At 72.1% G+C, this 22,884-nt stretch carries 21 protein-coding genes; 17 read left to right on the forward strand and 4 right to left on the reverse strand.

Translation table 11 applies throughout. The features are described from left to right. Positions 1–108: 108 nt before the first annotated feature. Positions 109–1,590, reverse strand: coding sequence for a DHA2 family efflux MFS transporter permease subunit (locus AC5DRG_RS36605; protein ID WP_491803947.1), 1,482 nt, complete (start codon positions 1,588–1,590; stop codon positions 109–111). Positions 1,591–1,807: 217 nt separating this feature from the next. Between AC5DRG_RS36605 and AC5DRG_RS36610 the strand changes: the two genes are divergently transcribed. The 7 genes from AC5DRG_RS36610 to AC5DRG_RS36640 all read left to right on the forward strand — a co-directional run bounded on the left by AC5DRG_RS36610 (position 1,808) and on the right by AC5DRG_RS36640 (position 9,670). Then, the gene (locus AC5DRG_RS36610; protein ID WP_491803948.1) at positions 1,808–2,266 is read left to right on the forward strand and encodes a MarR family winged helix-turn-helix transcriptional regulator; all 459 of its coding nucleotides are present in this window, start codon (positions 1,808–1,810) and stop codon (positions 2,264–2,266) included. 41 nt (positions 2,267–2,307) lie between these two features. Next, positions 2,308–3,327 (forward strand): LLM class flavin-dependent oxidoreductase, encoded by a 1,020-nt coding sequence (locus AC5DRG_RS36615; RefSeq protein ID WP_491803949.1) that lies wholly within the window; start codon positions 2,308–2,310, stop codon positions 3,325–3,327. 250 nt (positions 3,328–3,577) lie between these two features. After that, complete coding sequence (locus AC5DRG_RS36620) at positions 3,578–6,697, forward strand: AfsR/SARP family transcriptional regulator (RefSeq protein WP_491803950.1); 3,120 nt, start codon at positions 3,578–3,580, stop codon at positions 6,695–6,697. Positions 6,698–6,882: 185 nt separating this feature from the next. After that, positions 6,883–7,704 carry an AfsR/SARP family transcriptional regulator gene (locus tag AC5DRG_RS36625; RefSeq protein ID WP_491803951.1) on the forward strand — a complete coding sequence of 274 codons (822 nt, stop codon included), beginning with the start codon at positions 6,883–6,885 and terminating at the stop codon, positions 7,702–7,704. A gap of 112 nt (positions 7,705–7,816) precedes the next feature. Further along, positions 7,817–8,266: a nuclear transport factor 2 family protein gene (locus AC5DRG_RS36630; protein ID WP_491803952.1), complete on the forward strand. Its 450-nt coding sequence runs from the start codon at positions 7,817–7,819 to the stop codon at positions 8,264–8,266. Then, on the forward strand, positions 8,263–9,366 hold the full coding sequence (locus AC5DRG_RS36635; protein ID WP_491803954.1) for an alkene reductase: 1,104 nt from the start codon (positions 8,263–8,265) through the stop codon (positions 9,364–9,366). The genes AC5DRG_RS36630 and AC5DRG_RS36635 overlap by 4 nt, the downstream gene beginning before the upstream one ends. 10 nt (positions 9,367–9,376) lie before the next feature. Then, on the forward strand, positions 9,377–9,670 hold the full coding sequence (locus AC5DRG_RS36640; protein ID WP_491803955.1) for an antibiotic biosynthesis monooxygenase family protein: 294 nt from the start codon (positions 9,377–9,379) through the stop codon (positions 9,668–9,670). Positions 9,671–9,747: 77 nt separating this feature from the next. Here AC5DRG_RS36640 and AC5DRG_RS36645 read toward each other — a convergent pair whose 3' ends face one another. Both AC5DRG_RS36645 and AC5DRG_RS36650 read right to left on the reverse strand, forming a co-directional pair. Beyond that, positions 9,748–10,464, reverse strand: coding sequence for an SDR family NAD(P)-dependent oxidoreductase (locus tag AC5DRG_RS36645; RefSeq protein WP_491803956.1), 717 nt, complete (start codon positions 10,462–10,464; stop codon positions 9,748–9,750). A 171-nt stretch (positions 10,465–10,635) separates the two neighbouring features. Next, complete coding sequence (locus AC5DRG_RS36650; protein WP_491803957.1) at positions 10,636–11,541, reverse strand: MBL fold metallo-hydrolase; 906 nt, start codon at positions 11,539–11,541, stop codon at positions 10,636–10,638. Between the two features lie 129 nt (positions 11,542–11,670). Between AC5DRG_RS36650 and AC5DRG_RS36655 the strand changes: the two genes are divergently transcribed. From AC5DRG_RS36655 to AC5DRG_RS36685, 7 genes are all read left to right on the forward strand, one after another. Further along, on the forward strand, positions 11,671–12,474 hold the full coding sequence (locus AC5DRG_RS36655) for an AfsR/SARP family transcriptional regulator (RefSeq protein WP_491803958.1): 804 nt from the start codon (positions 11,671–11,673) through the stop codon (positions 12,472–12,474). Positions 12,475–12,483: 9 nt separating this feature from the next. Beyond that, positions 12,484–13,659: a phosphotransferase family protein gene (locus AC5DRG_RS36660; protein WP_491803959.1), complete on the forward strand. Its 1,176-nt coding sequence runs from the start codon at positions 12,484–12,486 to the stop codon at positions 13,657–13,659. Further along, positions 13,646–14,164: a flavin reductase family protein gene (locus AC5DRG_RS36665; protein WP_491803960.1), complete on the forward strand. Its 519-nt coding sequence runs from the start codon at positions 13,646–13,648 to the stop codon at positions 14,162–14,164. Before AC5DRG_RS36660 ends, AC5DRG_RS36665 begins: the two co-directional genes overlap by 14 nt. A gap of 21 nt (positions 14,165–14,185) precedes the next feature. Continuing rightward, positions 14,186–15,250: an LLM class flavin-dependent oxidoreductase gene (locus AC5DRG_RS36670; RefSeq protein WP_491803962.1), complete on the forward strand. Its 1,065-nt coding sequence runs from the start codon at positions 14,186–14,188 to the stop codon at positions 15,248–15,250. Between the two features lie 10 nt (positions 15,251–15,260). Further along, a complete protein-coding gene (locus tag AC5DRG_RS36675; protein WP_491803963.1) occupies positions 15,261–16,154 on the forward strand; it encodes an amino acid ABC transporter permease in 894 nt (297 codons plus the stop codon). Next, entirely contained in the window at positions 16,151–16,900 is a 750-nt protein-coding gene (locus AC5DRG_RS36680) for an amino acid ABC transporter ATP-binding protein (RefSeq protein WP_491803964.1), read from the forward strand. The genes AC5DRG_RS36675 and AC5DRG_RS36680 overlap by 4 nt, the downstream gene beginning before the upstream one ends. Positions 16,901–17,040: 140 nt before the next feature. Then, positions 17,041–18,009, forward strand: coding sequence for an ABC transporter substrate-binding protein (locus tag AC5DRG_RS36685; protein ID WP_491803965.1), 969 nt, complete (start codon positions 17,041–17,043; stop codon positions 18,007–18,009). Here AC5DRG_RS36685 and AC5DRG_RS36690 read toward each other — a convergent pair. Beyond that, a complete protein-coding gene (locus tag AC5DRG_RS36690; RefSeq protein WP_491803967.1) occupies positions 17,969–18,988 on the reverse strand; it encodes a ketoacyl-ACP synthase III family protein in 1,020 nt (339 codons plus the stop codon). The two genes, AC5DRG_RS36685 and AC5DRG_RS36690, sit on opposite strands and share 41 nt — an antisense overlap. 277 nt (positions 18,989–19,265) lie before the next feature. Here AC5DRG_RS36690 and AC5DRG_RS36695 point away from each other — a divergent pair, with 277 nt between their 5' ends. The 3 genes from AC5DRG_RS36695 to AC5DRG_RS36705 are packed head-to-tail and all read left to right on the forward strand — an operon-like array spanning position 19,266 to position 22,824. Beyond that, on the forward strand, positions 19,266–20,330 hold the full coding sequence (locus AC5DRG_RS36695; RefSeq protein ID WP_491803968.1) for an acyltransferase domain-containing protein: 1,065 nt from the start codon (positions 19,266–19,268) through the stop codon (positions 20,328–20,330). Between the two features lie 8 nt (positions 20,331–20,338). Beyond that, on the forward strand, positions 20,339–21,607 hold the full coding sequence (locus tag AC5DRG_RS36700) for a beta-ketoacyl-[acyl-carrier-protein] synthase family protein (protein WP_491803970.1): 1,269 nt from the start codon (positions 20,339–20,341) through the stop codon (positions 21,605–21,607). Next, positions 21,604–22,824, forward strand: coding sequence for a ketosynthase chain-length factor (locus tag AC5DRG_RS36705; RefSeq protein WP_491803971.1), 1,221 nt, complete (start codon positions 21,604–21,606; stop codon positions 22,822–22,824). Before AC5DRG_RS36700 ends, AC5DRG_RS36705 begins: the two co-directional genes overlap by 4 nt. Positions 22,825–22,884: the final 60 nt, after the last annotated feature.

The following is a 22,884-nucleotide window of genomic DNA, read 5'->3' on the forward strand; positions in this document are numbered from 1 at the left end:
CTGGATTCCTGATCCAGCGCTCATGGGGCTGGATGGCCGGGAAACGCGCCGGCCCGCCCTGGGGGTGGTGGGCGGGCCGGCGCCGGGGGACGGGGCAGGTGATTCCGGTCAGGCGCGGGTGGACTCCGGGACCGTGTCGTGTTCCTCGTCGGAGGGCTGGAGCTGCTGGGGCGCGGACGCGCGGAACGCGCCGGGCAGGGTCAGCGCGGCGAGTGCGGCGACGGCGCTGAACGCGATCACCACCCAGTAGCTGCCGCCGTAGGCACCGGCCGGGTGGCCTGTGACGTCGTCGAGCCGCGTCTGCAGGGTGATGGCGATGACCGCGATGCCCAGGGCCCCGCCGATCTGGTTGAAGATGAACAGCGCGCTGGTGGCCCGGGGCGCACTGGCCTCACCGACGGCCTGGTACATGAACGCCATCGTGCCCGGTGCCGTGAGACCGATGCCGAATCCGGTCAGCGCCAACGCGAACGACAGCCATGCGGTGTTGGTGTCCGGGCCCACCTGCGTGAAGGCGAGCGCGCCGAGCGCGGTCACCGCCATACCGACCGTCGAGGTCAGCCGCGCGGTGACCTTGGCCGCCGATTTGCCCGAGGTGATCGCGCCGGCGGCACCGAGCACACCGGAGGGGATCAGGAGCAGCCCCGCGTGCAGGGCGCCGAAGCCGCGGGACTGCTGGTAGTACAGCGGGGTCAGCAGCAGCAGGGTGTTGGCGACGGCCCCGACGAAGAACATCGTGATGACGGCCATGGTGAAGCCGCGCTTGCCGAACATGCGCAGGTCGATGAGCGGTGTCACCGTCGTGCGCAGCGCGTGCACCACGTAGCCGATGAGGAGCAGGACGCCGGCGCCGAACGCGACGAGCACCTCGGGGGACGACGCGTCGCCGGAGTGGGCGGCGGTGGTGAAGCCGTAGACCAGCGCGGCGAAGCCGGGGGAGAGCAGCACCAGTCCGAGGACGTCGAGGCGCTCCTCCGGCCGGCCCCGGTGCTCGTCGGCGGGCAGGGTGCGCAGCGCGAGGACCAGGGCGATCAGGCCGATCGGCAGGTTGATCAGGAACATCCAGCGCCAGCTGACCGCGTCGACGAGCACACCGCCGACGACGGGGCCGAGGATCGGGCCGAGGGTGAGCGGCAGGGAGATGAGGGCCATCGCCTTGGCGACGCGCGCGGGGCCGGCGCTGGTGGCGAGCACGCTCTGCACCACGGGGACGATCATGCCGCCGCCGATGCCCTGGAGCACCCGGAAGACGATCAGGGACTCGATCGACCAGGCGAAGCCGGACAGCGCGGAGCCGAGGACGAACAGCGAGACGGCCACCAGCCACATCGTGCGGCCGCCGTACCGGTCCACCGCCCATCCGGCGAACGGCGTGGCGACGGCCACGGCGAGCAGATAGCCCGCGGTGACCCACTGGATGGTCGACAGGGGGGAGTCGAACTCGCCGCCGAGCGTCTTGAGGCCGACGTTGACGATCGTCTCGTCAAGCAGCGCCATCAGCAGCGCGAGCAGCAGGACACCGGCCATCCGCAGGAACGCCGGATCGAGCTTGTCGCTTGCCGTGGTGGATTCGGGTGTTCCGCTTGTCATGCGTACCGCCTGGATGTTGGTGGACAGTGCCCTTCCACCGTAGAGATAAATGCGGGTGCACGCATCTACTTTTGAGCCAGATCTCTGTTTGAGCTGTTCCTCGCCTGCCGTTTGGGGCAGGGTTGCTCGGGAAGGCGCCTGAAAAATGCATGCGTACACAAGGACTGTGCATAAAGGCGGCTATAGTGGAGGAGGAGCGAACGAAGGGGAGGCGGACATGTCGGCCGAGGAGCGTGCGGGGCGTCCCGACGAGTTCGACCTGTGGCGTCGGCTGACGCTGATGGTGGGTCAGCTCAACCAGTCGCTGGAGCGGACGCTGGCGAGCGAGTACCAGATCTCGCTGCCCGAGCTGATGGTGCTCAACGAGCTGCGGTTCGGCCATGTCCGGGGCACGCGCGTTCAGGAGCTGTCGGCCGCGGTCGGGCTCGACCAGTCGTCCATGAGCCGGCTCGTCACCCGACTGGAGAACAAGGGACTGACCACCCGGGTCTCCTGCGAGCACGACCGCCGGGGCGTCTACTGCATGCTGACGCCCGAGGGCGCCGAACGCTGTGAGCAGGCGGAGGCCCGCTGCCGTGACGAACTCACGGGACTGCTCGACATCGCCTCGTTCGACGACCGCTGGGCCTCACTCGTCGCCCGCCTGAGGCACACCGCGGCCGGCGTCACCCCCTAGACCGCCCTCTCCTCACGGCCTCGATCGTGAAGGAGACCCGCATGAAACTGTCCGTCCTGGACCAGTCCGTGGTGCCGGAGGGTGCCACCCCGGCCGCCGCGCTGCACAACTCCCTGGACCTGGTTCGCCTCGCGGACCGGCTCGGCTACCACCGTTACTGGTTCGCCGAGCACCACGCCACGCCCTCCTTCGCCGGCCCCGCGCCCGAGGTCATGGTCGCCCGGGCGGCCGCCGAGACCAGCCGGATCCGGGTGGGTTCCGGGGGAGTCCTCCTGCCTCACTACAGCCCGCTGAAGGTCGCCGAGGTGTTCCGGGTCCTCGGGGCCCTGACGCCCGGACGGATCGACCTCGGCATCGGGCGGGGCACCGGCGCCGGCAGTATCGAGGCGCACGCCCTGGCGCCCGGCTCCGCGGTCGACGGCGAGGACGACTTCCCCCAACGGCTCGCGGAACTCCTGGCGTTCCTGCACGGCGGATTCCCCGACGGCCATCCCTACGGCCGTATCCAGCTCATGCCCACCGCCGGAGCCCCGGAGGTGTGGCTCCTGGTCGCCAGCACCGGCAGCGCGGAACGCGCCGCACGGCTCGGACTGCCCATCTCCATCGCGCACTTCGGGCGTCCGCAGATCACCCGCTCCGTCGTCGAGGCCTATCGCGGGGCCTTCGACGGCAGGGGCGGTTCCAGGCCGCGCATCCAGATCGGGGTCGGCGTCTACTGCGGCCCCACCGAGGACGAGGCCCAGCGCGTCTTCGCCAGTCAGCGGCTGTTCAGGCTGCGCATGGGGCGCGGGCTGCTGCTGCCGCTGCCGTCGCCCGAGGCCGCCCTTGACGGTCTGCGCGGAGAGACGGAGCCGCTCGCCGACGAGGTGGCCGACTGGCCGCGCTGCGTCGTAGGCGATCCCGACCATGTGCACAAGGTGCTCACCTCCATGGCGGAGGCGCTCGACATCGACGAGTTCATGGTGCTGTCCACCATCCACTCCCCGAAGGACCGTATGCGCTCCTACGAACTGCTGGCGCGGCGCTTCGGGCTGACGGACGGTCAGGCGACTGTGTCTTGAACTGGAGCTTCGACTGTTCGACTGACTGAGACCTGGATCACACGTCGGCGGTCAGGTGTGCGAGCGGGTCCTACTGTGGCGACCGTGCACGGCCGACCGTGTACGGGGGAGCTAGCAGGCAGGTGTGCGCTTGAACGGAGAACGTGCTTCTACCGACTTCCGAATACTCGGGCCGCTGGCGATTCGACTGGGGGGACGTGAACTGACCGTCTCGTCCCCCAAGCAGCGAGTGCTCCTGACCTCGCTGTTGATGAGGATCGATCAGGTGGTCACCTCCGACGAACTCATCCGGCGGCTCTGGGACGACCAGCCGCCCCGGGACACCCGCGCCGCGCTGCACGTCCACACCACGCGGCTGCGGGCCCTGCTGAGAACACCGCCGGACACCGGCGGCAGCCCGGTCATCGAAACCCATCCGGGCGGTTACCGGCTCGCCGTGGACCCGGCCGCCCTCGACCTCACACGCAGCCGCCGCGCCGCGGAAGAGGCCCGGGCCGCCCGTGGCGACCGCGACACCGCTCGCGAACTGGCCGCCCTGGAACGGGCACTGGCCGAATGGCGGGGCGACCCCTTCGAGACAATCGCCTCCGCCTCCCTGCAGACGGAGGTCCTGCCGCAACTCGTCGAGGAGCGCCTCAGCCTCGCCGAGCGACGCTTCGCGCTCGTGCTCGACCTCGGCGGCGGCCCCGACGTCATCCCGCAGATCCGCGCCCTCATCGCTGAACACCCCCTGCGGGAGCGGCTGCGCGAGTACCTCATGCGCGCACTGCGGCGCACCGGGCAGATCGCCGTGGCCCTGGAGGAGTACCGGGACTACTACCGCATGCTCGACCGCGAGCTCGGGCTGCCGCCGGGACAGGAACTCCAGGACCTGCACCGGCAGTTGCTCGCGGAGATCGGCGAACTCCCCGACCCCGCCGCCCGGCGGGCCACGCCGTCCGCGAGCCCCTCACGCGCGCCGTCCGCCCTGCGCCGGCCCGTGGGAGTGCCGACCGTCAACCCCGGCGCGCCCTGGGTCGTCCAGCGCCAACTGCCGCCCGGGGCCACCCACTTCGTGGGCCGCGAGGAAGTCCTGGAGGACGTCGTGAACGCCCTCACCCCACGGCAGCGCACCGCCGTCCCCCTGGTCAGCCTCGTGGGACCGCCCGGCATCGGCAAGACGGCCCTCGCACTGCGCGCCGCCCACCGGCTCGGCTCCGCCTACCCGGACGGCCAGTGGTACGTACGACTCCACGACCCCCGCGGCCAGGCCCGCCCGGTCCACGACATCATCGCCGAACTGCTCTTCTCCTCCGGCGCGGACGTCTCCGCGCTGCCCGCCGAACGCCATCAGCTCACCGGAGTGCTCCGCAGCAGGCTGGCGGAGCGACGCGTCCTCATCGTCATCGACGACGTCAACGACAGCCAGCAGGTGCACGACCTGCTGCCGGGCTCACCGAGCTGCGCCGTCCTGGCACTGCACCGTGAGTACCGCCCCGACCTGGTCGCCGTCTACGGAGCCCGCAGCTTCACCCTCGACCTGCTCTCGCAGCGGGAGAGCGAGGAGGTGCTGACGGCGGTGCTCGACCGCCCGCAGCAGACGGTGTCCCGCCAGGCCGTCGCCGAACTCGTCGAACTGTGCGGCAGGCTGCCGCTCGCCCTGCGCATCGCCGCCGGGCACCTCGCCGGCCGGCCCTGGCGCTCCGTCGAGTCCTTCGTGGAGGCACTGCGCGAGGGAGACCCGCTGGAGCTGCTCGCCCTCGGCGACAGCCCCGCCACCGCCGTACGGGCCGCGTTCAGCGTGGCCTACGAGTCACTCCCCGCGCTGTCCCGGAGGTTCTTCCGGGTCCTCGGCATCGTCGGGGACATGGCCTTCACCACGCGTACGGCAGCGCAGCTCGCGGGCTGTGAACCGCGGTTGGCGGAGCAGCTCCTCGACAAGCTCGCCGCCGCCCAGCTGATCGAGGCCGAGGCCTGCGACACGTACCGCTTCCACAACCTCATCGCCCTGTTCGCGGCGGAACGCGGTGTCGAGGAGGACAGCCCCGAGGACCGGCGGCAGGCGCTGAACCAGCTGTGCCGGTGGTATCTGCACCGGACGGACGAGGCCGTGCAGTCCTGCTACCCGGGCTTCCTGCGCGTGCTGCGGCCCGACCCGCAGGTCCCCGTGCGCGAGATCGCCCCGCAGGCCGCCCAGGCATGGCTGCAGGCCGAGCAGTCCAACCTGGTGACCCTCGTCGTACGGGCCGCGGACGAGGGGCTCGACGAGGTCTGCGTGCGGCTCGCCGACATGCTGCGCGGCTACTTCTCACTGGGCCGGCTGCAGACGGACTGGCTCACGGTCGCCCAGGCCGGACTCCGCGCCGCCACCTCACTGGGCGAACCGCGGCTCAGGGCGGGGATGCGGCTCAACGTCGGCCTCGCCCTGCAGGGACTCAACCGGCTCGGCGACGCCGCCCGCGAACTGCGCGCCGCCCACCGCGTGTTCATCCGGCTCGGCATCCGCGACTTCGAAGCGGTCACCGTCAACGCCATCGCCATGAACCAGCTCCAGCGGCCCAACAAGGACATCGACAGTGCCGTCACCCTGCTGGAGCGGGGGCTGGAGATCAGCCGGCGCCTTGGACTGCGGCAGGTGGAGGCCCGCGGCCTGCTCTATCTCGGCATGGCCCGGCACAGCCAGGGCCGGCTGCGTGCCGCGGAGGCCCACTTCGCCCGCGCCGCCGCGATCCTCGAAGAGGACGGGGCGCGCCGCTCCCGGCCCGAGGTCCTGGCCCGGCTCGGTGCCGTCCACGCCGATCTGCAGGACTGGGACGCCGCCATGGCCGACCTCAGCGAGGCGCTGTCGCTCAGCGAGGAGTTCAACGCCCCGCATTCCTCGGTGCTCGCCTCCTCCGGACTCGCCCAGGTCTACGCCTGCAACGGCTATGTCGAACTCGCCCACCAGCACGCCGAGAGCGCCGCGGTCATCGCACGGGACCACGGCTATCTCGCCCCGGAGGCCAACGCGCGCACCGTGCTCGCCGGGGTGCACCTGATCCGGGGGCGGTCGACCGAGGCCCGCGAGGAGTTCGGCCGGGCCCTGCGGATCGCCGAGAGCATCGGCCACCCGCAGGCCGAGGCGCACTCGCTGATCGGCCTCGGCATGCTGGAGCTCGACGAGGGTCGGCAGGCCGAGGCGTACGAACTCGGCATGCGCGCGTCCGCTGTCGCCCAGCGGTCCGGGCTACTGCTGCTCAGCGCACAGGCCGGGAAACTGTGCAGGCGGACCGGTCTGGCCCCGGCGCGCGTCGGTGCCGGCCCGGCCGAAGCCGGTGAGGACCAACTCGTGGAAGGGCAACTGCCCGAGGACTTCGACGGGCGGGCGCTGTTCCCGGAGTGCAATGCGTGAACCGGGGGCGTGTTGGCGGTGACTTCGGGGCGTCGCGTCGCCGCAGTGTTGCGGCGAGATGTACGGCGCCGACGGGCGAGGGCGCGTGAAAGGGCGGTTCGGCCGGGGTGAAAGGGCGCCGAAGGGAAGCCGTAAGGCCCGGGCGGCACGATGGTGCCCACCGACCGGCCAGCCCTGGAGGCGACATGTACGCACGGATCCTCGGCCCGCTGACCCTCACCGACGGTCTGCGGCCCCTGACTCCGCGGGCCCCGAAACAGCGGCAGCTGCTGTCCCTGCTGCTCCTGCACGCCGGCCAGGTCGTCACCGTCGAGGAGTGCGTGGACGAGCTGTGGGACGACGCGCCCCCGCACAGCGCGCACTCCACGCTGCAGACCTATGTCATGCAGATACGCAAGACACTCAGAAGCGCGGGCGGGACGGCCCCCGCGGACCTGCGCCTTGAGACCCGGGACCGCGGCTACCTGCTCGCCGTGGACCCCGGCCGGCTGGACCTGCAGCAGTTCGAGAAACTCGGCGACCAGGCGTCCATGGCCCGGATCGCCGGTGACCACGCCCGGGAGTCCGCGCTGCTGCACGACGCCCTCGGACTGTGGACCGGCAAGGCCCTCGCGGACGTGACGTGCGGCCCCCTGCTGCGGATGCGGCTCAGCGGACTGCACGAGACCTGGCTCGGCGCCCTCGAACAGCGCATCGACGCGGACCTGCGGATCGGCCGGCACCACCAGCTGATCGGTGAACTCAGCGTGCTCACCCGGCAGTACCCCACCTACGAGAACCTGTACGCCCAGCTCGTGATCGCGCTCCACCGGTCCGGGCGGACCGCCGACGCCCTGAAGGTCTTCGCCCGGCTGCGCAGCACCCTCAACACCGAGCTGGGCCTGGAACCTTCGGCCCGGATGCGCGCCCTGCAGACCGACCTGCTCAACTCCGCCCCGCTGGCCGAGTCGGTGTACCTGCCCGCTCCGGGCGGCGCCGGTCCCCTCGCCCTGCGGTCCGCGGGCTGACCGGCCCGGCCCGGGCCCCAGTGGAGCCGGACTCCACGCCCGCTCCACCGGTGCCGCCGAACCTGGCACGGACAGCGCCCGACCGGCGACCCCGATCAGAGGGAGGAAGACCGTGACGCGGACCGCACCGTCGGACACGCAGACCGTGTCCCACCTGGACTACGCGGCCATCATCCAGTTCTACGCCGGACACGCACAGTTGCTGGACGCCGGACGGGCCGAGGAGTGGGCCGAGCAGTTCACCGAGGACGGGACGTTCGCCCAGAACGTGAAGCCGGGCGTGAAACAGGGCCGCGCCGACATCGCCGCGGGCATGCGCAAGGGCATCGACGCCCTTGCCGCGCGCGGCCTCACCCGGCGCCACTGGTTCGGCATGGTGGCCGCGGAACCCGTCGAGCCCGACGTCGTGGCCACCCGTTACTACGCCGTGGTGTTCGAGACACCGCGCGGCGGGGAGCCGCGGCTGTATCTCAGTACGACCGCCGAGGACGTCCTCGAACGCGACGGCGACGGATGGCTGGTGCGCAGCCGGTACATCACCCATGACGGGACCGACGCATGAGCACGCTGTTCGACCCGGTCCCCTTCGGCGCCCTCGAACTCCCCAACCGGCTCGTCATGTCCCCGATGGGCCGCGGCCGTACCACCGTCGACGGCACCCCGCTGCCGGTCATGGCGGAGTACTACGCGCAGCGGGCCGGGGCCGGCCTCGTCATCAGTGAGGCGACCCATCCGAGCGCGGTCGCGGTCGGACACGCCCACAGCGTCCGGCTGCACACGGCCGAGCAGGCCCGTGCCTGGGCCGAGGTCGTCGACGCGGTGCACCGGCGCGGCGGGCGGATGTACCTGCAGATCATGCACGCGGGCCGGATCAGTCACCCGGACCTGCACGGGGAGACTCCGCTCGCACCCTCCGCGGTACGGGCCGACGGAACCGCCCGGGTCTTCCGCGGCAAACCGGACTATCCGGTGCCGAGGCCGATGACCGAGGACGACATCGCCCGTACCGTCGAGGACTTCGCGCGCTGCGCGCGCACCGCCGCCGAGATCGGCTTCGACGGCGTCGAGATCCACGGCGCCAACGGCTACCTGCTGCACCAGTTCCTGGCGTCGGCGACCAACCGGCGCTCCGACGCCCACGGCGGTGACGTCGCGGGCCGGATCCGGTTCGCTGTCGAGGTCGCCCGGGCCGTGGCCGCCGAAGTCGGGCCCGAGCGGGTCGGGATGCGCCTGTCGCCGGGCTTCCCCCTCAACGACATGTCCGAGCCGGACCGTACTCAGACGTATCCGGCGCTGCTCGCCGAACTCGACCGGCTCGGCCTCGGCCACGTCCACTTCGTCGCGGGCAGCGACACCGATCTCGTACGGCGGCTGAGCCGGCTGTGGGAGCGCAGCGTCATCGTCAACTGCGGCACCGGACCGCTCGACACCGACGCGACGCTCGCCGCCGCCGACCGGGCCCTGAAGGACGGCGCCGGACTGCTGTCCTTCGGGCGGCAGTTCCTCGCCAACCCCGACCTGCCCGACCGGCTGCGCACCAGGGCCCCGCTCAACGCCTGGCAGCCCCCGTTCTTCTACGAGGGCGGCGCCCGCGGCTACACCGACTATCCCGTCCTGAGCGAGACCGCGCCCGACACCCCTGCCGTAACGGCCGCACACTGAGGAGACCACCATGGTCGTGTTCGTGAACAAGCTCACCCTGATCGGCGACGCCGAGGAGTTCGAGAAGCGCTACGAGGCCGTCGGCGCCTTCATGGAGACCCAGCCCGGGCTCATCCGCTACTCCCTCGTCCGGTCCGGCAAGGACTCCTCCGTCTACTTCAACCTCGCGGAGTGGGAGGACGAGGAGACCTTCCGCAAGGCCCTCGCCGAGCCCGAGTTCCGCAGCCGGCTCGACGCGCTCACCGGTCTCATCAAGGGGGAGCCGCACCTCACCGTGCCGGTGCGCCAGGGACAGCCCGCGTAACTCCGAGCCCTGACACGGAGAACGGGGTGCGGGCGACGGAGCCGACTCCGCCGCCCGCACCCCGTTCCGTGGGTCCGTCAGAGCACCCCGCCGTCCACCCGCAGCACCTGCCCGTTGACGTACGAACTGTCCGCCGAGGCCAGGAACAGCACCGCCCGGGCCACCTCGTCGCCGGTGCCGGGACGGCCCGCCGCGAGCGTCGGGGCGAGCCTCGCCCACAGCTCCTCGTTGCCGATCAGCGCCCGGCCCATGCCGGAGTCGATGTACCCCGGCGCCACACAGTTCACGGTCACCCCGTCGGCGGCCAGCTCCAACGCCGTCACCTGGGTGAACGCCTCCACCGCCGCCTTCGACGCGCAGTACGCGGCGGCACCCGGCATGGCCCGCGAACCCAGCAGGGAGGACATGGTGATCACCCGCCCGCCGGGCGACTCGCGCACATACGGCAGGGCCGCCCGTACGGTGTGGAAGACGCCGTGCAGATTGGTGTCGACGACCTCGCTCCAGTGCTCGACGGACAGCCGCGCGACCGGGCCCGGCCGGCTCAGGCCCGCGTTGGCGACCACGATGTGCGGCCCCCCGTACCGCTCGTGGACGGTGTCCATCAGCGTCCGCATCGAGTCCGGCGCCGTCACGTCCGCCTTCAGCACCACGACACCGCCGCCCGGATCCTCGGCCGTCTCCCGGGCCGCGGCGACCACCGTGGCGCCCTCCGCGGCGAGCGCGAGCGCCACGTCCCGGCCGAGCCCACGGGTACCTCCGGTGACGACGGCGGTCCTGCCACGCAGTTTCATCTTTCCTCCACAGCTTCGGCTTCGGGGCCTTCGGGGCCCTGCCGAGCGTTGGCGGCCCGGCTCGTGCCACGGCGGAGCGGCGCTGGAGACGACGCCCCGGCGGTCCAGCGGATCTGGAGTGCCGCTCGACCGGGCCGGGAAACCCTCGGCGCCATGGACTCCTCCGCGACCTCAGGCCAGGCACTTCAGGGGACGCCCGCCGTTGAAGGCGACCATCTCCCGCATGGCCGGGGTCGACGGGATGTGGGCGCCGCGCACCCCGCCCGCAGCCTCCTGGAAGGCGCGGTGGAGATTGCCGACCAGGCGTTCTCGGTCCAGGAGCTTGGAGAACGCGCCCTCGTCCGCGCGTCGCGCCGTCTCCAGCGGGCTCAGTCCGTCGGCCAGACCCCGCTCGGCCAGGCCGGACACCCAGCGCAGGTACTCCTCCACCGAGTCGAGGAGTTCGGGCCCGCCGACCGGCCCGTGGCCGCCGACCACCACCCGGGGACGCAGCGCCCGCAGCCGCGCGAGGGCCTCCAGGGACCCGGCGAGCGAGCCCATCAGGACGAACGGCGCCGCTGCGGAGAACACCAAGTCGCCCGCGAACAGCACCCGTTGCTCCGGCAGCCACACCACCAGGTCGTCCCCCGTGTGCGCGACGCCCGGGTGGAAGAGCCGAGCGGTGATGCCGCCCAGGTGCAGCGTGGCGCCCTCGCTGACGGTGAAGGTCGGCAGCACCGTCGGGGTGTTCCCCCAGTCGACGTCCGGCCACAGCGACTGCAACGCGGTACCCCTGCGCAGCAGTTCGGCAGGGCCTCCCTCGTGGCTGACGAGATCGGTGTGCGGGCCGGCGAACACGTGGTTGCCGAACGTGTGGTCACCGTGGTGGTGGGTGCTCACCACGATCCGACGCGGCCCGGGGGCCAGCGCGTCGACGGCGTCCCGCAGCGCGAGCGCCCGTTTCTCGGTGGCCGCCGTGTCCACCACGAGCACGGCGTCCTCGCCCACCACGATCCCGGCGTTGTTCACGCACCAGCCGCCCGGTGCCTGGACGTATGCGTGCACCCCTTCGGCCACCGTCACCACTGTCCCCGACACGAGACCTCCACCCGCTCGACGTGATCTGTGCTCCGACGCCCCATTGCGCCGCCTGCCGGTGGAGGGCGACTGGAGCAACCGGAGAAGACCGGAGAAGACCGGAGAAGACCGGAAGAGAGAGGAACCACGATGGAATTCGGCGTGCTCGGGGGGCTGTCCGTCACGGACGGCGGAGGCCGCCACCTGCCGACGGCACCCAAACAGCGCCAGCTGCTCGGCCTGCTGCTGCTCCACGCCAACCAGGTCATGCCGGTCCACACCTGTGTGGCCGAGATCTGGGGCGACCATCCGCCGCTCAGCGCGGCGACCACGCTCCAGACGTACGTCATGCACGTGCGGCGGCTGCTCGCCCGGCTGCCGTCGATCTCCTCACGCGCCGCCGCCCGCGACCGGCTCAGGACCGTCGGCCAGGGCTACCTGATGGTCGTGGGCCCCGGTGAACTGGACCTCCTGCGCTTCGAGGACCTCGTAGAGCGAGCGGGCCGGGTGCCGGCGGGCGACGACGCGGCGGTCGCCGGACTGCTGTGCGGCGCCCTCGCGTTGTGGCACCGGCCGATCCTCGCCGACGTACGCACGGGCCCGGTGCTCCAGTCCGCGGTCACCCACTGGGAACGGCGGCGGCTCGAAGTCCACGAGGCCTACCTGGACGCACGGCTGCGCCTCGGGTGCCATCGCGAGGTCCTGCCCGAGCTGGCGGTCCTGACGCGCAGCCACCCCACCCACGAACCCCTGCACGCCCGCTACATGACCGCTCTCTACCAGGTCGGCCGGATGGGCGACGCCCTCGAAACCGCGACCCGGCTCACCCACCGGCTGGTCCAGGACCTGGGCGTCGCGCCCGGCCCCGCCATCCGCCGTCTGGAGTCCGTGATCCGCGACGGCGGCAGCATGCCCGTCCCCGCCCTGACCGTCCCCGGCCGCCGGCCGGCCTGAGGAGGCCCCGTGCCCGTACCACTGCAACGCGACCCCGACCTGACCCGAGCCGTGCTCACCCACTGGTTCGGCACCCGCTCCGCGGAGATCGACGCGGTCGAACTCGGCCCCGTCACCGTGCCCAAGGAGGCCGGGTTCTCCGGCGAGATCCTGCTTCTCGACGCGGAGTGGACGGTGGCCGGCGTCCGCCGCGGCGAGCCCCTCGCCATCCGCGTCGCCCCGACCGGACACCGCGTCTTCCCCGAGGACTTCTGGGCCGACCAGGTACGTCTCCTGCGGGCGCTCGGCGACACCGGGCTGCCGGTGCCCAAGGTGCTGTGGGACGAGCCGTCCGCCGAGTTCCTGGGCGCCCCGTTCCTCGTCATGGAACGCGTCGAAGGGCAGGTCCCCGCCGACCTGCCCTCGTACCACCGCCAGGGCTGGCTCGCCGACCTGGAGCCCGCGGCACGCGCCGAGGTGTGGAACGGGGGAGTGGACGCGCTCTCCGCCGTGCACCGCCTCGACCCCCGGGCGCTGGGGCTCGAATTCCTCGACCGGCCGGAGTTCGGCCCCCCGGGGGCCGGCCGGCTGCTGCGGCACTTCACCCACCATCTCGACTTCTACGGCGCCGGCGGCAACGTCACCGCCGAGGCGGCGCTGGACTGGCTGCGCGGCAACCAGCCCGACGACGCCGGACCGCCCGCGCTGCTGTGGGGGGACGCACGCATCGGCAACATCATCTACTCCGGTACCCGGCCCGCGGCGCTGCTCGACTGGGAGATGGCGGCGCTCGGCCCGCCCGAGGCCGACCTCGCCTGGTACCTGCACATGGACCGCCACCTGAGCGAGGGCATCGGTGCCGCACGCCTCGCCGGACTGCCCGACCGGGCCACCACGGTGGCGCGCTGGGAGAGCGGCACCGGACGCCGGGCCCGCGACCTGCCGTACCACGAGGTGTTCGCCGCGTACCGGTTCTGCGTCGTCACCGCCCGCGTGGCACGGCTCCTCGACGAGAGCGGGATCCTGCCGTCCGGTACGGACTTCCCGCTGCACCGCAACGCCACGGCGCTGCTCGCGAAGGTCCTCCGGGAGGTGTCCGGGACCCCCGTGGCGGACGACGCCTCCAGGGAGCATGGACCAGCCCTCCAGAGTGCGTGGCCAGCCTTGGCGCGGAATGGAGGAGGCGCGGACCATGGCGATCGATGACGAGCTCTTCCGAGTGGTGTTCAGCGCGCACCCGGCCGCGGTGTGCGTCGTCACCGCACTGGATCCGGAGGGCCGGCCCAGTGGCCTGACCACCAGCGCCGTCACCGCCCTGTCGAAAGAGCCACCCCTGCTGCTGGTCTGCCTCGGCACACAGTCGCGGACCCTGCGGGCCATCCGGCACTCCGGCGGCTTCGCGGTCAACTTCCTCGCCGTGCACACCGATCGGCTCGCGGAGCGCTTCGCGGGCAAGAGCACCCAGAAGTTCGAGGGGCTCGACTGGCGGCCGTCCGAGCGTGCGTCGGGGGCACCCCTGCTGCCCGCGCCGCACGTCAGCGCGGTGGCCGAGTGCGCGGTCCTCCGGGAGATCCCGGCCGGCGACCACTGCGTCCTGTTCGGCCGGATCGAGGACGCGGCCGTGTCGGGCCGCGCCCCGATGCTCTACCACCACCGGGACTACATCCACCTGCCGGCACCCGCTCTGTCCGCGCCCGCCGCGTCCGACTAGCCATCACATCGAGGGGCTCTCATGAAGTTCGGCATCAACCTCTTCCCCACCGTGGGCCCGGCGGAGAAGTCCGCGGGACAGCACTTCGAGGAGTCGCTGCGACTGGCCGAGCTCGCCGACACACTCGGCTTCCACCACGTGAAGACCGTGGAGCACTACTTCCACGAGTACGGCGGCTACAGCCCCGACCCGGTGACCTTCCTCGCCGCCGCCGCGGCCCGCACCCGCCGGGTCCGGCTGATCACCGGTGCCGTACTGCCCGCGTTCACGCACCCGCTGAAGCTGGCCGGCAAGCTCGCCATGCTCGACAACATCTCGCAGGGCCGGCTCGACGTCGGCTTCGGACGGGCCTTCCTGCCCGACGAGTTCACCGCCTTCGAAGTGTCCATGGACGAGAGCCGGGCCCGCTTCGACGAGGGAGTCGAGGCATGCCGCCGGCTGTGGGCGGAGGAGGACGTCGTCTGGGAGGGCCGCTTCCACCGCTTCGGGCCGCTCACGCTGCTGCCCCGCACCTGGCAGCGCCCGCACCCGCGCATCCTCGTCGCCACGGCCAAGACCCCCGCGTCCGCCGAGGCCGCCGGCCGCGCCGGGTACGGCGTGATGCTCGTGCCGTCCATCAACCCGCGCGAGCAGGTGCAGAAGACGCTCGCCCTGTACCGCGACGCCGCCTCGGCCGCCGGGTTCAAGCCCACCGAGGAGGACGTCCACATGAGTTACAGCTGCTATATCGCCGAGGACGCCCAGGCCGCCAGGGAGAAGGGCAAGCTCGCCTCCGACCGCGCCAACCAGGCCCTCGCCTCCGCAGTATCGGCCTGGAAGGAGACGCGAAGCGCCGACTACCCCGGCTACGAGAAGATCGTCGAGCGGGCGGGCAAGGGCGACTTCGACCGTGCCGTCGCCGAACGCAAGGCGCTGGTCGGCACGCCCGCCGAGGTACGGGCCGCGATCGACGACATCCGCGCCTGGTTCGGCGACTTCACCATCAGCCTCCAGGTGATCTCCGGCGCCATGCCGTTCGAGGAGTCCGCCCGCACCATGCGCCTCTTCGCCGACCAGGTCCTGCCGTACTACCGGACCAACGACTGAGGTACCGCCGATGGTTTCCCTCCGCACCGATCCCGGCAAGGAACTCGCCGGCGGATCCGGGCGGGCCGGGGACGGGGCCGACGCGGCGTTCGCGCGGCCCCGGCCCCGGCCGTCGCGCTGGGTGGCCGCCGCGGCCGGGCTCGTCCTGCTCGCCATGGCCCTCAACGCACTCGCCACCAATGACGCGTTCCGCTGGGACGTCGTAGCCAGGTACTTCACCGCCGACACGGTGCTCGCCGGCCTTGGCACCACCCTGTGGCTGACGGCCGTGGCCTTCACCGGCGGCTTCGTCCTCGGCACCGCGCTCGCCGTGATGCGGCTGTCGGCCAACCCGGTCCTGGTGTCGCTGAGCTGGGGCTACACCTGGCTGTTCCGGTCGGTGCCGATGCTGGTCCAACTCCTGTTCTGGTACAACATCTCGCTGCTGTACCCGAAGCTGTCGCTGGGCATCCCCTTCGGCCCGGCCTTCACCGAGTTCTCCACCGAGCGGATGATCAGCAGCCTGACCGCCGCCGTGATCGGCCTCGTCCTGCACGAGGCGGGGCAGCTCGCCGAGATCGTACGGGCCGGCGTCCTGTCCGTCGGCCGGGACCAGACCGAGGCCGCCGAGGCCATGGGACTGAGCGGTTGGCGGATCTTCCGGCGCATCGTGCTGCCGCAGGCGATGCCCGCGATCCTGCCGCCCGCGGGCAGCCAGGTCATCGCGCTGCTCAAGGGCACCTCCATCGTCAGCGTCATCGCCGTCCAGGACCTGCTGTACGCCACCCAGCTCATCTACAACCGGAACTACCTGGTCATCCCGCTGCTGCTGGTGGCCACGCTCTGGTACCTGCTGCTGACCACCCTGCTGGGCATCGCCCAGTACTTCGTCGAACGCCGCTACGCCCCGGGAGCCCGGCCATGATCGAGGCAGCAGGCGTCCGCAAGTCCTTCGGCACCCGGCTGGTGCTCGACGACGTCTCACTCACCGTTCCCGCGTCCACCGTCACGTGCGTCATCGGCCCTTCGGGCTCCGGCAAGAGCACCCTGCTGCGCTGTATGAACCGGCTGGAGCGCATCGACGCCGGGCGCATCACCGTGGACGGCGAACTCGTCGGATACGAGTGGCACGGCGACCAGTTGTACGAGCGCTCGCGCCGGGCCGTGTCCCGCCAGCGGTCCCGGATCGGCATGGTCTTCCAGAACTTCCGCCTCTTCCCGCACATGACGGTCCTCGACAACATCACCGAGGCGCCGCGCGCGGTCCTCGGACTGAAGCGGGGGGCGGCCGAGGAACGCGCCCGCGAACTGCTGGCCCAGGTCGGCCTCGCCGGGAAGGAGAAGGCGAGCCCGCACCAGTTGTCCGGCGGCGAGCAGCAGCGCGCCGCCATCGCGCGCGCCCTCGCCATGGAGCCCAGGGCCATGCTGTTCGACGAGCCCACCAGCGCCCTCGACCCCGAACTGACCGGCGACGTCCTCCAGGTGATCCGTTCGCTGGCCGACGGCGGCATGACGATGGTCGTCGTCACCCACGAGATGCGGTTCGCCAGGGGCATCGCCGACCAGGTCGTCTTCATGGACAACGGCGCGATCGTGGAGACCGGCCCGCCCGAGACGGTCTTCGACGCCCCCCGGCACGACCGCACCATCCGGTTCCTGGCCCCCCATTAGGGCCTGTCCGGCGGATCAGGACGGAGGAAAGTAACGGTGCCTCATCAGCGCAGATGTGCGTGCCAAGCCCCGCGTCTCCGTCCTGATCCGCCGGACAGGCCCTAAGCGCCCCCGGGCACTTCCCCCACGAGGAGAGACCGATGTCATCCGCCCGCCCCGTTCTCCCCACCACCCGCCGCGCCTACCTCGGAACAGTTCTTACGGTGGCGCTGCTACCGCTGCTGCTCACCGGCTGCGGTGCCGCCGACGACGTCCCCGAGGACGCCCAGGCACGCCGACTCGGCAGCCAGGACGTGGTGTCGGCGGTCCACGAGGACGCCCAGCTGTCGGCGACGCTGCCCGCGGAATTCCGTAAGTCGGGCGTGCTGAGCGTCGGTTCGGCCATCGGAGTGCCGCCCATCGCCTTCAGCCCCGAGGACGGGGGACCGCCGCGTGGCGTGGACATCGACGTGACCGACGCCGTGGCGCGCGTCCTCGGGCTGAAGGTGCAGCGCACGCACGTGAGCGGAGCCTCCCTGATCACCGGCCTCAACGCCGGCCGCTACCAGGTCGGCACCGCGAATCTCGCCGTCACCGAGGAGCGCGAACAGGTCCTCGACTTCGTCCTCTATCTCACCGACGGCTCCGGTTTCGCCGTACGCGACGACAGTGCGCTCAAGCAGGTCAAGAGCCTGGACCAGCTGTGCGGGCTGAGGGTCGGCACGGGTACGGGGACGACGTTCGAGGCCGAACTCCAGAAGGCGAGCGAGGACTGCGTCGCCGACGGCGGAAAACCGATCGGGATCAGTACCTACCCCGATGCCGCCGCCCACTTCCTGGCCCTGCGCCAGGGCCGCGTCGACGTGCTGATGACCTCGTCGAGCGTCCTGCGCTACGCGGCCACCCAGCAGCCGGGGCTGCGCTACCTCAACGAGATCGAACGCAAGAACGTCGGCCTCGCGGTCAAGAAGGGGTCCCCGCTGGCCGGCCCGTTGAAGAACGCGGTCGACCACCTCATCGACGACGGGACGTACGACAGGATCCTCAAGAAGTGGAACCTGCGGGCGGCGGCGGTTCCGGCCGCCGACATCAACCCCGGCCCCACTCCAGCACCGCGCAGCTCCAGGTGAACCCGGCGCCGATCCCGAACAGCAGACACAGCTCGCCGGGCCTGACCCGGCCGGACTCGGCCAGGAAGGCGAGTCCGGCGAACTGGTCGCCCGCTCCGAGGTGACCGACCGACCGGCCCCACGGCCAGGTGGTGCGCTCCTCGGGAATGCTCCAGCGGCGCAGGAAGGTCGAGTTCAGCCGTCCGTATCCGAAGTTGGGCAGGACGAACCACGCGATGTCGGCGAGCGTGCAGTCGGCTTCCGCGAGGGTGCGCTTCAGCGTTTCGTCCTGCCCCGCGGTGATCCGGGCCACGCTGTAGGAACGTCCGGTGTCCTCGATGAACGTCCGCTGCAGCAGGCCCAGATCGAGCGGCTGCCGCAGCGCGAACGGCGCCCGGGAGAACGGATCCCGCCCACGGTGCATCTGTTCGAGGTCCGCGTCGGACACGGTCACCAGACTCCGCAGCCGGGCCAGCCCCGACCGCCCCCGGGTGAGGACGAGCGCGGTGCCCGCATCGCCGTAGACGGTGCCGGGGTCGCTTCGCCAGCGCGCGAAACCGGGCTCGCCGAACACATCGCCCGTGGTCAGCAGCGCGCCCTTTCGGCCCGGCGCCCCGCTGAGATAGCCGGCCGCGAGCTCCAGCGCGGCCATGCCGCCGTTGGACAGCTGCTTGATCTCCACGGCCGGGCACCGGTTGCCGACCGCGTACCGCTGGATGTACGAAGCGGGCGCCCACAGGTCGTGCCCCTGGTACTGCACCGTGGCGTGCAGCAGCAGGTCGATGTCGGTGGCGGGCGTGCCGGTACGTTCCAGCACCTGCCGTGCCGCTGCCACGGCGAGTTCGGGTGCCGAACCGCCGGCCGACACCGCCACGGACTCGACGGCACTGCGCGCGGCGGTCCGCCCGTCGCACAGGCCCTCGCGCAGTGCCTGATCGACGGAGCAGGTGTCCTCCACGTGCAGGGCCGCTCCGGCGATGTGCAGGTCTTCGAACCTCATCTCCCGATGCCCTTTCACCGGCTGTCTGCTGGGGAGTGCGGACGCCGACGGCCGCCGGTCCGGAGGGTGTCCGGACCGGCGGCCCTCGAACCGACCGCGGTGAACCGGGGCGACGGGTCGCGTGCCTCCGGCCACCACGAACACTCCGGCCCGCCGGTGGACGAGTGGTCCAGAGCCGCTGGAGCCGTCGGCATGGACGGTCACTGTCCCCCGGGTCGAGCCATCCTCCAGCCCCCGCTCCCACCATGGGCGGGACCCGAAGGAGAGGAGACCCGCCGTGACCGCACCGCCGCCGACCGCGCTGCTGTTCCCCGGTCAGGGCGCGCAGCAGCCCGGCATGGGCGTCGGCCTGTATCACGCGCATCCCGGCTTCCGGCAACGCATGGACGAGGCCCTGGAGTTGTGGCGCGACCACGGCTTCGACCTGCGCGCGGACTGGCTCGCCGCCCGCCCCGGCCCCGAGGCCGATCGCCTGGGTGTCGCCCAGCCCCTGCTGTTCTCCCTGGACTGGGCGCTCGGCCGTACCGTTCTCGACGCCGGGGTGCGGCCCGCCGCGCTGCTCGGCCACAGTGTCGGGGAGGTCGCCGCCGCCACGCTCGCCGGGGTGTTCGACCTCGCCGGTGCCGTCGGTGTCATGGCGGACCGGATCGCCCAGCTGGCCGGTACTCCGGCAGGGGGCATGCTCGCGGTGCTGGCGAGCCCCGACGAGATGGTCCCGTACACGACGGACGAGGTCGTCGTCGGCGCCGTCAACGCGCCTCGCCAAGTGCTCCTCGCCGGGCCCGAGGAGGGCCTGAGCCTGGCCGAGGGGAAGCTGCGCGCCGACGGCTTCACCACCCGGCGGGCCCGCGCCCTCAACCCCTTCCACAGCCCGGTGCTCACCGAGGCGGCCCTGCGCGGTCTGCCCTTCCTCGCCTCGGTACGGCCGAACCCGCCCCGCCTGCCGCTGTACTCGGCCTACACAGGCGGGCTCCTGACGCCGGAACAGGCCCGCGACACCAGGTTCTGGGCGCTTCAGCCCGCCTCGCCCGTCCTGTTCGGGCCGGCGCTCGACACCCTGCTCGCCGAGCGGGACGTCGTCCTCGTCGAGGCGGGTCCGGGCCAGGGGCTCACCGCGCTGGCCCGGCGCCATCCGCGGGTCACCCGGGGGGCGTCCGAGGCGCTCGCGCTGCTGCCCGCCCGTCCCGCCGACGCGGACACCGAGTACGCGGCCTTCGAGAAGACCCTCGCGGGTCTTGTGAGCCCGCCCGCCGTGTCCGGGCCCGCTCCAGCGGGTCTCCAGACCGCCTTGCCACGGTCACGACCGGGGGCCGGAACACCGGTCCCCGCCGACAGCGAGTGAGGATGCCCATGCAACGACGCGTCGTCATAACCGGAATCGGTGCGGTGGCGCCCGGGGGAACAGGGATCAAGCAGTACTGGGATCTGCTGTCGACCGGGCGGACGGCCACCCGCACCATCTCCCTCTTCAACGCCTCGCCGTACCGCTCCCAGGTCGCCGCGGAGTGCGACTTCTCGCCCGTCGCGGCCGGACTGTCCCCGCAGGAGGAGCGCAGGCTCGACCGGGCCGGACAGTTCGCGCTCGTCGCGGCCCGGGAGGCGCTCGCGGACAGCGGCTTCGACGTCACGGGACCGCGCCCCGAGCGCACCGGGGTGGCGCTCGGCTGCGCGGTGGGCTGCACCACCTCGATGGAGACGGAGTACACCGTGCTCAGCGACGGGGGCGCGCGCTGGCTCGTCGACCCCGCGTACGCCGTGCCGCGTCTCTACGACCACTTCGTGCCCAGCTCCCTCGCCGCGGAACTGGCCCGCGAGGTGGGCGCCGGGGGCCCGGTGTCGCTCGTGTCCGACGGCTGCACCTCGGGCCTCGACGCCGTCGGCCACGGCACCGACCTGATCCGCGAGGGCAGCGCCGACGTCGTCGTCGCGGGAGGGACCGACGCGCCCATCTCCCCGATCACCCTCGCCTGCTTCGACGCCATCAAGGCCACCACGCCGCGCAACGACGACCCCGAGCACGCCTCGCGCCCCTTCGACAACACCCGCAACGGCCTGGTCCTCGGCGAGGGCGCGGCGGTGCTGATCCTGGAGGAGCTGGAGCACGCCGTGCGGCGCGGCGCCCGTATCTACGCCGAGGTCGCCGGGTTCGGCACCCGCAGCAACGCGTACCACATGACGGGTCTGCGTTCGGACGGCGCCGAGATGTCCGAGGCGATCCGCGTCGCCATGGCCGAGGCGCGCCTGGCACCCGAGGACGTCGACTACGTCAACGCGCACGGCTCCAGCACCAAGCAGAACGACCGCCACGAGACGGCCGCGTTCAAGACCTCGCTGGGAGAGCACGCCTACCGGGTCCCCGTCAGCTCGGTCAAGTCCATGATCGGGCACTCGCTCGGCGCGATCGGCGCGCTCGAACTCGTAGCGAGCGTCCTCGCCATGGAGAACGGCCTGATCCCGCCGACCGCCAACCTCCACGAACCCGACCCCCTGTGCGACCTCGACTACGTGCCGGTGACCGCTCGCGAGGCGCGCGTCGACTCCGTCCTGAGCGTCGGCAGCGGCTTCGGCGGCTTCCAGAGCGCCGTCGTGCTCGCCCGCCCCGAGAGGAGCGCCGCGTGACCGCGTCCGCACCCGTCATCACCGGGCTCGGCGTCGCCGCCCCCACCGGACTCGGCACGGACGCCCACTGGTCGGCGACCGTCGAGGGCCGCAGCGGCATCGCCCCCATCACCCGCTTCGACGCCTCCGGCTACACCGCGCGCCTCGCGGGCGAAGTGCCCGGCTTCGAGGCCGCCGACCACATCCCGAGCAGGCTGCTTCCGCAGACCGACCATATGACCCGGCTCGCCCTGTACGCCGCCGACGAAGCACTCCGGGACAGCGGCCTCGACCTCGCAGGGCTGCCGCCGTACGCGGCCGGCGTCGCCTCCGCCTCCTCGATGGGCGGCTTCGAGTTCGGCCAGCGCGAACTGCAGAACCTGTGGAGCAAGGGCGGCCAGTTCGTCAGCGCCTACCAGTCCTTCGCATGGTTCTACGCCGTCAACACCGGCCAGATCTCGATCCGGCACGGGCTCAGGGGACCGAGCAGCGCGGTCGTCACCGACCAGGCCGGGGGACTGGACGCGATCGGCCACGCCCGCCGCCAGATCCGCAAGGGCACGAAGGTCATGCTCGCCGGGGGCGTCGACGGCGCCCTGTGCCCCCTCGGCCTGGCCGGACAGCTCAGCTCGGGCCGGCTCAGCACCGCCGCCAGCCCGGACCGGGCCTACCTGCCCTTCGACGAGGACGCCGCCGGACACGTCCCCGGCGAGGGCGGCGCCTACCTGGTCCTGGAAGACCCCGGGGCCGCCCGGGACCGCGGTGCGCACCTCTACGGCCGACTCACCGGGTACGCGGCCACGTTCGACCCCGACCCGAACTCCCCGGCCGCCGACGGCCTGGAGCGGGCCGCACGCGGGGCCCTCGCCGACGCCGGCCTGGCCCCCTCCGACATCGCCGTCGTCTTCGCGGACGGTGCCGCCGTGCCCTCGGCGGACCGGGCCGAAGCAGCCGCGGTGAGTGCGGTGTTCGGCCCCGGGGGAGTGCCGGTGACCGTGCCCAAGACACAGACGGGACGCCTCTACGCCGGCGGCGGAGCCCTCGACCTGGTGTCGGCCCTGCTCTGCCTGCGGGACGGCCGCATCCCGCCCACGGCACACGTCACCTCCGTCGCCACGGACTGCCCGATCGACCTGGTGACGGGCGAGGCCCGCCCGCTGTCCGGCGACGCGGCGCTCGTACTGGCCCGCGGCGAGGGCGGCTTCAACGCGGCAGCCGTCGTCACGACCGCGGACTGAGCGGGCACAACCCGCCTCCCCCTCCCACGACAAGCATCTGCCACGACAGGAAGGAACTTC

This window comes from Streptomyces sp. JLBG701, assembly GCF_058544905.1.